Genomic DNA, 14,168 nt, shown 5'->3' on the forward strand with positions numbered 1-14,168 from the left:
TATAATTAAATAGTCTATCTCAATGTTGGAGGAGAAATTATATGCGGAAGTTATCCATATCAGGGGATCATTTTATATTGGACGAACAACCCATCCGGTTGCTTTCTGGTGCGCTTCATTATTTCCGGATCGTTCCGGAATATTGGCAGGATCGTTTGCTGAAGCTGAAGGCTTGTGGATTGAATACTGTTGAAACCTATATTCCTTGGAATTTACACGAACCAGAGGAGGGGAACTTCAATTTTGCTGGATTTGCTGACATCGAGGCTTTCGTTAGACTTGCCGGAGAGCTTGGTTTGCACGTGATTTTGCGGCCAAGTCCTTATATTTGTGCGGAATGGGAATTCGGTGGATTGCCAGCTTGGTTACTTGCGGACAATAACATACAACTGCGTTGTAATGATAACGTCTATTTATCTAAGTTGGATGCCTATTTCGATGAGTTGCTTCCACGTCTGCGGCCCTTGTTAAGCACTAACGGTGGGCCTGTGCTTGCCCTTCAAGTAGAGAACGAATATGGAAGCTTTGGTAGTGATAAGACTTACCTGAATGATCTAAAAGCAGGAATGATCGCCCGCGGCATGGACGTTCTGCTGTTTACTTCAGATGGAGCTGAAGATCATATGCTCCAAGGCGGTATGATTGACGGAGTGTTCGCCACTGTGAATTTTGGTTCACGGGCAAAGGAAGCCTTTGCTAAACTACGTGAATATCAGCCTACGGGACCGTTGATGTGTATGGAATTCTGGAATGGATGGTTTGACCACTGGATGAAACCGCATAATACACGCCCCGAATCTGAAGTAGCGGAGACTTTGGATGAAATGCTGGCTTTAGGAGCCTCTGTTAACTTCTATATGTTCCATGGGGGGACGAATTTTGGATTTATGAATGGGGCAAATCTTTTTGACAAATATGAGCCCATCGTAACCAGCTACGATTATGATACGCTGCTGGACGAATCCGGTAAGCCAACTGCAAAATTCTATGCAGCACGAAAAATAATTGAGAAATACGTAACGTTACCGCCACTGGAATTACCGCCGTTATTAAAGTCACAAGCTTATGGTAAAGTGTTGATGACAGAAGCAGCACCACTGTTCACTCAGTTAGACGTTTTGTCTACCCCAGAACATAGAGCATGTCCCGAGCCAATGGAGAAACTGGGTCAGAATCATGGGTTCATCTTATATTCGACGAGGATCAGTGGACCCCGCAGCAGTATGGAGCTCGTCCTTCAAGAAGTACGTGATCGTGCGCTTGTATTCGCGAATGGGGCCTTTGTCGGTACAGTTGAACGCTGGGATCCGCGAGGAATTCCATTAGAGGTTCCAACGGAGGGACTGCAGATCGACATCCTTGTGGAGAATATGGGGCGTGTAAATTATGGCCCGCTGCTTTGTGATCCAAAAGGCATAACCTGTGGCGTTAGACTCGGCTATCAATTCCTGCATGATTGGACCATTCATTCTTTGCCTTTAACCAATCTTAAGGGATTATCATTCACACCGATAGATTGCGAGCAACGTCAGCAGCCTACTTTTTACCGGGGGAGCTTTCAAGTCAGTAAGTCTGAGGATACTTTTTTGCGGCTGGACGGATGGAGTAAAGGTCAGGTTTTCATAAACGGCTTTAATTTAGGGCGCTACTGGGAGCAGGGTCCAACTAAAACACTATACTTACCAGCGCCGCTTCTGCGTCAAGGTGATAACGAGCTTATCTTATTCGAACTACATGGCGTAATGGAGCCAGTGGTTACTTTTGTAGATACACCGGAGCTCACATGATATTTAACGGTTGAGTAAGTATCATGATTCTATAGTACGGGTCTGATGATTTTTAATATATAATCAAGACAGCCCAACAATTTATAGGAACTGAAAATGCACGATTAGGGTGGGTTAGAGGAGGATTTTAAATGAGCTATGATTTGATGGCATTTGAGACGTCTAAAGCACCGCAAGAGAGAGCAACGTTTATGGAGTGGTATGAGCAGCAAGTGCAGTGGTCGGAAGACCATGCCTATAACGATCCATCGGTTTTATCGGAGGCGCTGCAACGCTTTTATAGTGAGTTGTCTGAGCAATTTCCTAATATGAATGTAGAGGACGAGATTTTTGAGGCGATGGAGGAAGCCGGAACGGATAACCGGTTAACTGACTACTCGCTTGGCTCATCCGTCATCTATGCGGCTTTTGCGTATTCCGTAGCTGACGAAGCTTATACGGCGATGCGGGAGTTGGCTATAAAACATAAAGTTGGATTTTTTGATGTAAGCAGCAACGAAGGTGATATTATTTTTCCTTGAAGCAATATGATTTAGAGTGTAGACAGCTGGTTGCTCTCCTAGTTGTGAATGAAGGGGCAACCAGCATGTTTTTTATCTTCTTTACTCTACTACAGACGGAATAATACACTCCTTAATCAGAGGCCAGCGGTCACGAGGCTGAAGTGTGAATTCTGAGGCGATGGTTACGACAAGATCCTTTTCTGGAATGCAGCAAATGACATTACCACCATCACCTAACGCTGAGTAGGTGTAAACCCCGTCTTCTTCGCGTAGCCACCACAAGTAACCGTAATGATTAGGGTTCATCGCTGTTGATTCCTCAATCCATGTCTCCGAAATGATCTGATTTTGCTCCCATTGTCCACGGTTCAAATATAATAAACCAAAACGCGCCATATCGCGTGGAGACAACGTAAGTCCCCATCCTCCTGTGGTGATACGATTTGGGTCTTCCACCCACCCCTTCACATTTACCCCAAACAAATCATCGAACCCAAATGAGCTCATCTCATAATCCGGGATTTCATTCATTCCGATAGGTTTAAATAAACGTTCGTTGGCGAACTCACGGGCACTTTGTCCAGTGCTGCGCGTGATGATGGCAGAAAGCAGATGTGCTCCAGCGGTAGAATATTTGAAATCCCCAATTGTTCCTTGTTGGCCTAGCATATCCAGCGTATATTTTACCCAGTCAGGCTGCATACACATTTGCTCCAGCGGTTCGTGCCAATCTGCAAAAGCATAAGGTGCGGTCATCGTAAGGAGATGGTGCAAGGTGATTTCTTGTTTTTGCGGATCTTGAGCAGCGTTTGGAACATAGTCCGGGAAAAACTCCAGTACCTTTTGATCTGCATTGTTAATAAAGCCAGCATCTATGGCAATGCCTATGAGCGCGGATATGATACTTTTTGTTACAGAGGCCACATGATGTGTGTCATTCGGGCCAGCGCCATTATAATATTTTTCATAAGCGATAGTTCCACTTCTTATCACAACAATCCCGTTGATATTGCTATACTCGGATTTGATCCTTGATTCTAGTTCTGAAAGCATATCAGCATCCATTCCCAAGTTTGCGGGGGCTGAGATTTGCCAATCTGAAGTTGGATAATTGTTTTTGAGCATGAAAGTATCTCCTTTATGAATTTTTTTTCTTTACTGGAAAATAGACCTGGGTAACCAGATCCTCAGGCACAGCGGCTTGTATCGGGTCCGTTACATATATTTCATAGGGCGAATTCACCATTTCATAACCTTCATTTTCTATCCATTCTCTCAGCTTTGCATAGACCGAGGTCAATTCTGAATAGGCGCCTTTAAGAACAGATCTCGCACAAAGAGCATCAGGCAAATCTCTTGTACCTTTTACAACCTCTTTTATGGGGAGAGCAAACTCTGTATCATTTCCGGCTGGATTATATTCATGGCTGTGATAAATTGTTATTGGCGTACCGAGCAAAGTGAGTTTTTCAGTGGCGATTTTTTCATATAGCCCGCTAAAATAATGTCCATAACCTAGCGCATAGTCATCACTGCTCAACATCTGACGCGTAAAAAGAATATTCATAGGCTGAGTTTCAACAAGCTCTACTTTTATCTCATTCAGGTAGGACATCATGGGGATACCTTTCTCCAAATTTAATACATCACTATTGATTTGTTTTAAGGTGTATTCATAAGTACTTATTTTCTCCTGTATTTCTTTTTTCTTGAGATTAAGGGCTGAGTAGAGCTTCTCTTCTGAATGATCCTGTTCCCATTGCAAAATGTCTCTGATTTCTTCCAGCGAGAAATAATAAGCTTTTAGACGATTGATAAAAAGCATTTTTTTAAGTTGTTTGATGGAGTAATACCTATAACCGTTCTCAGGGTTAATCTCATCGGGATGAATTAATCCGATCTCATCATAATATCGAAGCGTCTTCGTAGAAACTTCGCATATCTTCGAGAATTCTCCAATCGACAGCAAAAAGTCATCTCCCTTTTTCGTTTGAATTAAGCTTCCAAGCTAAAACATCGATGTTTGGTTCTAGCTCTACTTAACACCTTACCCTAAGGTCAAAGTCAACAGCAAAATAGTGAACCGATTCCAAGGTTACGACAATATATAGGTAAATGGCCATTCAGAAAGGAGTAGCCAACGGGGCTACCCTTATTTATTAGAGTGTATCATTTTAGCTAAAGCCTTCAAATATTTCCCATAAAACTTCTAGAACATGTTAAGATTTTCACAAGAAAAGATTATAGGAATGGAGAGGAGAACATTTTGTCTAGAAAAAAATACGTATCTTTATTCGTTTTGTTTATCGTCCTGTTATCGGGTTGCGAAAAAAACAATGCCGATATATCCAATAATACAGATGTAGATGTAACTGATGATCAAGAATATAACTTGCTGATTACGAATAACAGTCCGTTATTTTTAAAAAGTGTAGTTGTTACCGTTGATGAAGGAAATGACGTTCAAATTAACTCTTTGATCGACAGTAATATTAAGCATGGTGGGGTAGCAAAGTTCCCCATAGATAATGGAAAGCATTTATTTAAGGTTACACTCAATCCGAAAGATAATTACTCGGTCAGTAAAGAATTTAAGGAAGAATTTAAAGCAGGAGAGATTGTTGAATATCAGATCCTAATAGAACAAAACGAAGTATCTATTCAAAAGATTAAGGATATTAAATAGCAGACTCAATTATAGCAATGAAAAAGCAGGTGGACTAGCCACCTGCTTTACCGATCACCACACTTTAATATAATTTTTGCCCTTATTCAAAAGTGTAAGAGGTCCTAAAGTGCTTTTATTCTCTTTCTTGTTATCCAGAAAATCTGTATCCAGAATTATATTGCTGCCATCCGGATTCTCAAACTCGGCATCCACGATGCGCACCCGCGGCAAAGTCTCAGTTGAATGTACCTCACCTAAGAAGTTAACGAAGCTTTCAGGCAGATCAATGGAAAGGAGTCCCTCATCTCCTTGATCTACAATAAAGAAGTCTGGATCAAAGCTTTCCTCAACCAGCTTTACATTCTCTCTTTCGAAAGGCTCAGCACTGTTTAAATAAGCGTTGTTATTAATGAACATAGGCTGTTCAACGAGTTCAAACTCCTCAAGATCACCGTGTAACTTATGGACATTCTCGATATACTCCGCCAAAGAGGTGGTGTAGTTATTGAAATGTGATGTTCCCACGCCTGTCCATCCATCTTTTCCAACAATGATATTGTTATAGAATCGATCGTCCCCACCATAAATAAGTGAGAAACCGGCAATTTTTGTACTATGCGGAAGATGATATTGCGTGGACCGGTTTAGTACCTTTCGATGAACCATCCTGCCGCCGATCAGATTGTTGATATAGGCTCCACCTTGGGCTACATTCTCTAAAGCATGTTTAGCTGTCAAGATATTATGGTCAACAATGTAAGGGCCATGGCTTACTTCTATAAACAAATCCCGGTGATTTTGATAGAACAGATTTTTACTGATTCTTGTCCCTTGGGTCTGCCAATCCAGCCATAAACCTAAAGTACAATCGTGAATCCGGTTATGGTGGATGTGAGTATCGATCGGTGCGTGAAGCTTGATCCCGGCAATTTCGTGGCCCCAGAATTCCCGTTTTATCGCAATGTTGTAAATATGGTTATGATGAATTTCGCTGAAAATACAACCTAAGTGGCCGACGATGGCATTTTGGCCGCAATCATAAATGGTATTATGGCGGATAAGATGTGAACCGATCGATTCTTTGCTCCAGCCCTGACGCTCAGCAGTAAAGACGGATTCAAGCTGATATTGATATCCGGGTTTGTCTTTTCGAATGGTACGGTAATTATGGCCTGTGGAAGCTTCTTTGCCGATACTGATAGCGCTGCATTTGGCATCGTGAATGATATTATTTTCAATAATCCAGCCTTTGCTCCAGTTAGTGCCTAGCAGTCCGGGCTGGTCTGCCGTTGGAGGTGCCCAAGGTGTTGCAGCATGCGCCATTTCAAAACCTTTTACAGTAATATAATCAATCCCGGTTTCTTCAGGGTAGAAACAAGATCTGCGTACATTGATTTCTACCAGTTCTTTGTTCGGGTTGGCACCTTGGAAATTAGCGTAAATCGTGGTGTGGTCAGGGCTTACTTTGGCAAACCAAACATAGGTTGTCTGTTTTGGATTTTGGACCGGAACCATCTCATGTGTCCAGAGATCCTTGAACTCCAGCTTTTCGACGGGAGCTGCCAGTTGATCATACTGACTGACCTCATAAAAAGACATGCCATTTAGATATACATCGCCTAAGTGTCTTGTCTCCTCTATAGTGACGAGCCAATCGCCAGACACTTCCTCAACATACGGATTAAAGCTGCCAAAAAACGTGTTCGGCAAGATCACTTTCCAAATATGATTCTCAACCTGCTGCCAATCTTGTATATGTTCAGAGCCTTTTATGACAACCTGCTCGTCTTCAGCGGCTTGATAAATAATTCTTCTTTGTTCGCTTAATCCTTTGTATCTCGGTTTTACCCATTCGCGATATATCCCTTCATGAACGATAATCTTGTCCCCAGCCACAGCTGCTGAAGCCGCTTTATTGATGGTTAAAAAGGGATCATGTTGAGTACCTTGACCTTGATCTGCACCAGTTTTTGATACGTGATATTCCATTGTCCTATAACCTCCGCTTGGTTGACTTTATCCAATATTATAGGAAATAACGTTGTTAGTTCTATACTTTATATAGTACACTTTAAGACAAAATTAGTGTTTTCGTGAAGGAGAATCTACTTGTGGCCCTTTTTTGAAAAACATGGTGTCAGCGAAAAAGATTACTTTAAACTCATTCCCTTGAAAAACTATCATTTTCCACTTCATTTTCATCGGGCATTTGAGATTATTTATGTCAACGACGGGCAGTTATCTATCACCATTGATGGGAAAAGCTATCAGGTGCAGAAAAATGATCTGGTTTTTATTTTTCCTAATCAGATGCATGAATTTGAGACGATTGATTTTTCGGAGATTATGGTGATCCTTTTTTCCACAGAATTGATAGGTGATTTTCACATGAATTATAAAAGCTTTATTCCAACTGACAATGTCCTCCATGCTGTGAATGAACCTGATTGTTCAAAGCTGGATTCGATTTATAGCCAGAAAAGTTTCCTGTATGGTGTATGCGCGGGGTTGATCTGTCAGACATCATTTGCTCCGGTCAAACAGTCCCCGCAAACAAAGGTGCTCTATAAAATCCTGCTTTTTGTAGAACAAAATTATTCTGCCGATTGCACATTAAAAGCTGTAGCAAAACATCTGCAATATGATTACCCGTATTTATCAAAGCTGTTTGTCCAGCTGATGAAAATACCCTTCACAGATTACTTGAATCACTATCGGATCTCACACGCATGTTATATATTAAAAAACTCGAATGTGACTATTGGTGAAGTCGCCAACCTTTGCGGCTATAGCAACTTACGGTCATTTCATCGGAATTTTCAGAAAATCACCCATCAATCGCCGAAAGGGTATCGGGTTTCCAATCCGCCTGATAAGAAAATGAACTAGAAGACTTTAAGACGGTAGGGAAGAGGATAAAAAGAACTCCAAAACCACGAGTATAGTGGTCTTGGAGTTCTTCTTTTTTTATTGTTGCATCATAATTCTGTAAATCAGCATGGCTGCTTCGGCACGTGTGGAATGGGCAGTTGGTGTAAGCTGCTGCTGAGAGTCTCCTTTAATGAGACCTGCTGATACCAGCGCCGCAATATCATTTGCCGCATAATTAGAAATTTGATTATGGTCAGTGTAGCCGTCTAATGCAGAGGAAGAGGTCGTATTCGATTTCCATACCTCTGCAGCCTTCAATGCCCTAGCTGCCATAACAAACATCTCTTGTCTGGAGATGGAATCATGAGGGTGGTAAAGACCGTCGGTTTGGCCCGTAACGACCCCTAATTTCTGAGCAGTCATAAGTCCCTCATAAAAATAATCGTTAGGTGACACATCAGCAAAGCTATTTCCTTCTGCTGCGGATAGACCTATAGCTCTAACTAATAAAAGTGCGAAATCTGCACGTGTAATAGTCTGTTCGGGTCTAAACTCTGTTTCCGTTACACCATTAATGACACCTTTTGATGTTAGTACTTCTACAATAAACTTCGCCCAATGAGAATCTGTTATATCCCTGAACGTTTTGTGATTGTAAACGGCGGCGTATTGTCCAGATGAATTTGTTGTTGAGAAAATAGCTTGCTTCTTATCTGAATCATAATTCCCGCCTAATACCGGTTGGATGACTCCGTACTCATTGACGTTCCACACTACAATAAAGGTGTTGCTCAATGGAGGTACAGCTTCTAGATAAGGAAGCCCAATTTGTATGGCTGAATTTAAGCTCTCTAATTGAACTGTTGTACCATCCAAAAGTAGCTCGTAATCAATAAGCAAACGTTCACCCAATCGCTTCTTTAAACTTCCTGTTGTATCGACAGATTTGAGGAGCAAAGTAACTGTCTTCACATTGTCCAGTGTCTTCGCCGGGAATAGATTATCCGGAAGTACAAAGGTAGCTAGTGTTGTATTGATCTCAAGCTGCAATGTGGAAGTTCCAACAAGAAATGCAGCGGCAGGGAGAGTGACTTCAAATGAGCTATCATCTGACGATTGTTCCTCTGCAAGCTGAATTCTTAGGATATTATGGCCTGCAGAATTAGGTTTGGCTAAAGCGATAATCTTTTGTAAGGAAGATTCAGTCAATATCGCACTAGTTTTTCCTCCATTCATAGTAGTAGGTATCTCAATCCTTACGCTACCGTCCAAATGGAGTATAGTAGTGGCCGAATCTCCAACCGATGATCCGGGACTGCCTGAGCTCGGGGCAGCCGTCGGACTTGGAGAAGCCGTCGGACTCGGAGAAACAGTCGGACTCGGAGAAGCCGCCGGGCTCGGAGAAGCCGTCGGACTCGGAGAAGCCGTCGGGCTCGGAGAAGCGGTCGGACTCGGAGAAGCCGTCGGACTTGGAGAAGCCGTCGGACTTGGTTCCGGTCCATCAAAAGGAATGAACTTCAAGAAATCGCCCCAGATTATATTCCCGTCAGCATCCCGAGAGTAATTGACTACAGGATTTAAGCTGACAAAGTTAGAATCGGTCAGTTCTAAACCTGATTTATTCGCCGATCGCGTACCGTCAAACATGAAATTATTGTCCGCAGCTAAAGAAGCTGGATATTGGTCTTTTGCAATGTTGGCAGTTCGGTAAGATAAGAAACCGTCAATCGTAAAGTCAGCAGTAATGTGATCATAAGTGGTGAAGCTTATATTACCACGCATATTGTTAAATCCGATGTTGTTGATGGCGATCACACCTGGATTACTATTGCTTGTAAAACCATAAGCGCCATTACCAAAGGCGATTGAATCGCGAATGGTATGTGTGACATGAATGCCTTCGCCACCAAGCTTGAAGCCATTTTTATCACCGGCACCTACGGTTCCGTCTGTTAAGAACCCATTGTTGAAGGTGGCGCTGTGCTCAATCAGCACTGAACCTATCGCTCCTGAGCCTGCTTTCGTATATAAGTCCCAGCCATCGTCGATATTGTTATGCGCCAGACAACCTCTAAAAATATTACCAACACCCGCAGTCAATTTTGCCGCAAAGCCATCGGCATTATTGTCGGATGGATCACGGTTGTCGAAAGAGGTACTGTTGAGAATTAAGTTGTAGGAAGGCCATTCACTGAGTTCTATCGCGGTACCATCTGTTCGGCTGATTTGTAGACCAGTGTCACCATTCGCATAGAAACGGCTATTTTCAACGATGTTATAATTGCCTCCCACTGTAAAGCCCTTGGTATTCCCAGCTGAGCGAGTGAAATCAAGTCCCTTCACATGCCAATAGTTTCCGCTCAAGAGAACGCCTTCTGTTTTTTTGTCAAAATCAAAGATAGGTCTTGCTCCTGGTGCTGCTTCTATATACTTTTTGGCGGAGGCTTTACCATCATTGTACTTTTTAATCTCAAGTGGTGATTTCCGCACATAACGACCCTCAAGCACAATAATATGCTGACCTGGTTTAACGAAATCAATCGCAGTATCGATATCAAGTGGGAGATTGATCGTTCCATCTCCGGAGCTTGATCCGGTGGGCGATACGTAGATCTCATCATCTTCGTTATAACTTTTTAGGGTGACGGTAAAGTTGCTGATAATCTTCTCATAAGAGGTCAAATACTGAGTATCATCTGGTAAAAAAGTAATACTAAAGTTCGTATCTCCTTGATCAAGAAGTCTCGTGGGAATAGAAAGACGTTTACCAGCTATTGCCTCGATATCCTGAGCGATGATCGTAGAACCTTGCTTCAACGTCACCGTTCCGTTGACATTAGAGCGTACAATCATTTGGTAAGCTGGATCTGAAGTTTTACTTAGTGAAAGAATATTTAAGCTAGGTGTGACGGGAATCGCAGGTGGTTCTATTTTAGGAGAATCTGTAGCTGCTGAAGTGACTGTTAATTGAATATTGCTTACATTAATTGTGGCTAAACGAGCGGCATAGAATCCGACGTACATTTTTGAATCCTGTACGCTAAGAATGTCTGGTGTGAAATGAATAGCTTGCTGGCCATTATTGAGCTGTCCTGTAAAACCACTATTCGTCTTTGCTAACGTTAAATGGTAAGGTGCTGCAGGAACAGTATTGGCAGGTGCCGGACGTTCTTTTTGAAGCATGATGGTTTGAATCCCTTTACTGCCAGTCCCATCCGTTTTTTCAACTCCAGTGCGGACAAAAAGCTGTGTGCCCAGATCGCTTTTCGTCCCACCGCTATAACCACCGAGGGCAGCTATATTGGATGCAAAGACGCTAGAATTTCCTTGTGTGCCGATGACGTCACGTGCCATAATGCCAAAAGATTCTTGCCCGTCATATGGATTTTTTGCAAAAGCCAACACTTGGACATCCGCAGACAGCACGAAATTATCTTCCGAAGCATCTAGCTCGGTGTAATAGAAGGTAATGCCGTCATGATCTTCGGTGACTTTACCGCCGCCTTCCAAAGCGATCAGCTGGGCGGATCCATCCTCGTTGACAATCGTCTGATTGTTAGCAGCTGAAGTGGACTGACCGAATTGAATGCTTTTCCAAATGGGATCCATCTTTTCTTTTACTGTAACGGAATACGTAATGGGCTTAATAGAAGAATCGGTAGGGAGTATACCAATTTCATACAATCCAGCTGCCTGATTGTCGAACTTGGAAGTGTCGAGCGTATAGCTGTTTAGCTTCTCTCTATCTGAATTATCATACACTTTGGATACGAGCAGATTTTTGCTGTCAAAGTTGTCGTTAATAAAAAAGGTAGTTTTAGGATAGCTGGTGACTTCGATGCCTACTAGTTTTTTAACGTTGACCTTAACTTGAAAAGAGGTTATTAAGCCTTTATGCGCAATTGTGATTTTTTTATCGCCAGATGTCGTGGTGTCGAGAGGAGAGACTTTGTATTCATTGTTCAACAGCCGAATCTGTGTACCATCACTGTAATGAGCATAAACCACAAGTCCTTCTAGTTTGAGGGAGTCACCGATATAGTAGAGTGTTTGTTTAGGTTCATTTCGAATTTCTAAAGCGGATAACGTCGCTGCTTTTACTTCCACATTAAAGGTCGTTGTGATTGCCGGCGCCTCTGTTGAAGTAACGGATACCGCTGTGGAGCCTGATTGCGTAAATAGATACGGTAATAAATCGCTGACCGGTTGTCCGTTAATGGAGAGGGAATAAAGATCACTGGTCAGTTCTTTGGTCAAGAAGCCGTCATTATAATTGGCAACAAGAACAAGACCTTCTGGATCGAACGTATCCCCTGGATAATATACGGTTTTAGCTGGATAATACTTCACTGATAATGAGGTCATAGATAATGGAACGATTTGCAAAGGAATGCTCACGAAAGCACCGTTGTAGTTAATGGTTATGATATTTTCTCCAACCTTGCTGCTATCAAAGCCTGTAACAATATAATCCGTAGAAGACAAAACTGCCTCACTCTCATCAGAAAAAATAGCCTTAACGACTAATCCAGTCAAATCAAGGGATTCACCAACCAGATAAGTGGTTTTCGTCATTGCGCTGGTATCAGCGGTTAAGCTGGTTACGATTTTGGATTCAAGCTGGATGTCTATGTCACTGAAAGTAACAGTTGCATCTCTAGCTACATAGATTCCGGCAAAAAGAGTATCTGTGAACGTATCGTCCAGTGTTATGATTTCGGTCTGATCACCCACACTTAATCGATAAGTATCTCCTGTTTTTTTAATACTTAGCGAATATACAGCTCCTGCGGACGGGGCCTGGATATCGCTAAAAGGATTTAACTTCACTTGGGTGTCTTTTTTATAAAAACCTTTCATTACCTGATCCAAAGCACCCACCGCCGCATAGTTAGAAGTGGTTGTGTTTGTATCTCCGTTCGTCCCAACACTGTCGCGGAGCATAAGACCGAAGGATTTCTGGTTAGGTGTGCTGACAGTGCTATTGCTATTAAAAGCAATCACTGAAGCGGTCGCTTTCAGTTCAAAGTTCGCATCCACCGGAATCTCTTTCGAATAAAAAGATAATCCCTCATCGCTGCTGGAGATTTTGCCGCCGTAGGTCGTCATCGTTACAGAGGTTGGACTTTCAATTATAGGCTCGGGGTTCTTAGTTGGACTAGTGTTGCCTCCGAAGGCGCTGAAGCCCCAAGGTCCTAACTCGATTTGACCTTCTTGACTGAATTGAATATTACGGAACGTAACCGTAGTATTTCTAGCGGTATAAAGGCCCGCATATTGAATGGAGCCGTCAAAGCTTTCGATCGTTTTGATTTCATTACCGATGCGGACAATATACAGATTTCCGGTCTTTTTGATGCTTAATTCGTAATTCTCTCCTTGGGCAGGGCGATTAACGTTATCAAACACGTACCCAAGTTTCTGTAGGCTTGTATTTTGCGATTTGTGAAACGTTTTCATTTCTTGATCCAAAGCACCCACGGCGACATAATCTCCAGAGTAGGCTCCGAATTGGTTATCCCACACATTGCCGCGCAGCATTATTCCGAAGGAAACTTGGTTATTGGCTGTCCAAGCATCCACGTGAGCCGTTGCCTTCAACTCAAAATTAACACTTGGATCAACCTCTTTAAAGTAATAAGCGATACCTTCCGTGCTGCCCGATACTTTGCCTCTATCGTTCGAGCTTCGCAGTGTAGCTGATCCATCCGTGTTCTCCGTAATGCCAAAGTTGGCTGCAGTAATCTTGTCTTGCCCCCCAACATCACCAAATACGCTGCCTTGCCATTCACTTTGAATGTTAATCATTCCTTCATAAGGATCAGGTGCTTCCTCTGCAAACATCGATAACGGAAAAGAGGAACACAAAAGCAGGAAGGTTACGAGCATGGCTAACAAACGTTGTTGTTTTCTCAATGATTAAAACCTCTCCTTATATGATCGATTTTGACCAAAGCTAAGCTTGATCATCCGAAATTATACGTTATCACTAAAGCGTACAGCTATAATCAATACGCCATATAACGCTGTTTATGCAGTAGGAGAGGGAGAATCTGAGTTAATGACACCCGGTTTATGCCTTTGCTTCTGCTACTTATGTGGAGTTTTCGGAGCTTGGTGTTGGTGGTTAGCACGCTGGCGTGGTGGTTACGGGCGCCGAAACTGCCGATAAGTACGTTCGCAGTGGAAGTCCGCGATCGTTTGAGCGAAAATTACGCCCGCCATTGGAGTTACGGACCGTAATGCAGCTATTTCAGCTAATTCGCTCATTTTCCCTGAGTTTCGGACTGCATAGCTCTTAATGAGCTGAAAAAGTGGATCAGAGCAGTGTTTTTGAGT

8 protein-coding genes are annotated in these 14,168 nt (G+C 42.6%); 4 read left to right on the top strand and 4 right to left on the bottom strand.

Features of this window, described 5'->3' with window-relative positions:
- Nucleotides 1-41 precede the first annotated feature (41 nt).
- Together NST45_RS09730 and NST45_RS09735 are read left to right on the top strand one after the other, a co-directional pair.
- Nucleotides 42-1,787 carry a beta-galactosidase gene (locus NST45_RS09730; RefSeq protein WP_076106200.1) on the top strand — a complete coding sequence of 582 codons (1,746 nt, stop codon included), beginning with the start codon at nucleotides 42-44 and terminating at the stop codon, nucleotides 1,785-1,787.
- Nucleotides 1,788-1,918: 131 nt separating this feature from the next.
- The gene (locus tag NST45_RS09735; RefSeq protein WP_076225205.1) at nucleotides 1,919-2,308 is read left to right on the top strand and encodes a hypothetical protein; all 390 of its coding nucleotides are present in this window, start codon (nucleotides 1,919-1,921) and stop codon (nucleotides 2,306-2,308) included.
- 81 nt (nucleotides 2,309-2,389) lie between these two features.
- Here the strand turns inward: NST45_RS09735 and NST45_RS09740 are convergent, their stop codons facing one another.
- Both NST45_RS09740 and NST45_RS09745 read right to left on the bottom strand, forming a co-directional pair.
- On the bottom strand, nucleotides 2,390-3,415 hold the full coding sequence (locus NST45_RS09740; protein ID WP_076296232.1) for a serine hydrolase: 1,026 nt from the start codon (nucleotides 3,413-3,415) through the stop codon (nucleotides 2,390-2,392).
- A gap of 13 nt (nucleotides 3,416-3,428) precedes the next feature.
- The gene (locus NST45_RS09745; RefSeq protein ID WP_339825471.1) at nucleotides 3,429-4,259 is read right to left on the bottom strand and encodes a MerR family transcriptional regulator; all 831 of its coding nucleotides are present in this window, start codon (nucleotides 4,257-4,259) and stop codon (nucleotides 3,429-3,431) included.
- A gap of 297 nt (nucleotides 4,260-4,556) precedes the next feature.
- Between NST45_RS09745 and NST45_RS09750 the strand changes: the two genes are divergently transcribed.
- Nucleotides 4,557-4,976 carry a hypothetical protein gene (locus tag NST45_RS09750; protein ID WP_036688177.1) on the top strand — a complete coding sequence of 140 codons (420 nt, stop codon included), beginning with the start codon at nucleotides 4,557-4,559 and terminating at the stop codon, nucleotides 4,974-4,976.
- A gap of 54 nt (nucleotides 4,977-5,030) precedes the next feature.
- Here NST45_RS09750 and NST45_RS09755 read toward each other — a convergent pair whose 3' ends face one another.
- Complete coding sequence (locus NST45_RS09755) at nucleotides 5,031-6,947, bottom strand: right-handed parallel beta-helix repeat-containing protein (RefSeq protein WP_339825474.1); 1,917 nt, start codon at nucleotides 6,945-6,947, stop codon at nucleotides 5,031-5,033.
- A 120-nt stretch (nucleotides 6,948-7,067) separates the two neighbouring features.
- On the opposite strand from NST45_RS09755, the gene NST45_RS09760 reads away from it, so the two are divergent.
- On the top strand, nucleotides 7,068-7,847 hold the full coding sequence (locus NST45_RS09760; RefSeq protein WP_036688173.1) for a helix-turn-helix domain-containing protein: 780 nt from the start codon (nucleotides 7,068-7,070) through the stop codon (nucleotides 7,845-7,847).
- Between the two features lie 78 nt (nucleotides 7,848-7,925).
- Here the strand turns inward: NST45_RS09760 and NST45_RS09765 are convergent, their stop codons facing one another.
- A complete protein-coding gene (locus NST45_RS09765) occupies nucleotides 7,926-13,745 on the bottom strand; it encodes a bacterial Ig-like domain-containing protein (RefSeq protein WP_339825479.1) in 5,820 nt (1,939 codons plus the stop codon).
- Between the last annotated feature and the right edge of the window lie 423 nt (nucleotides 13,746-14,168).

The sequence above is a fragment of the Paenibacillus sp. FSL R7-0163 genome (assembly GCF_037969975.1).
Classification (GTDB): domain Bacteria; phylum Bacillota; class Bacilli; order Paenibacillales; family Paenibacillaceae; genus Paenibacillus_AQ; species Paenibacillus_AQ odorifer.

Coding starts and splice junctions, on each gene's coding strand:
- NST45_RS09730 (WP_076106200.1), top strand. CDS start 42: ATGCGGAAGTTATCCATATCAGGGGATCATTTTATATTGGACGAACAA.
- NST45_RS09735 (WP_076225205.1), top strand. CDS start 1,919: ATGAGCTATGATTTGATGGCATTTGAGACGTCTAAAGCACCGCAAGAG.
- NST45_RS09740 (WP_076296232.1), bottom strand. CDS start 3,415: ATGCTCAAAAACAATTATCCAACTTCAGATTGGCAAATCTCAGCCCCC.
- NST45_RS09755 (WP_339825474.1), bottom strand. CDS start 6,947: ATGGAATATCACGTATCAAAAACTGGTGCAGATCAAGGTCAAGGTACT.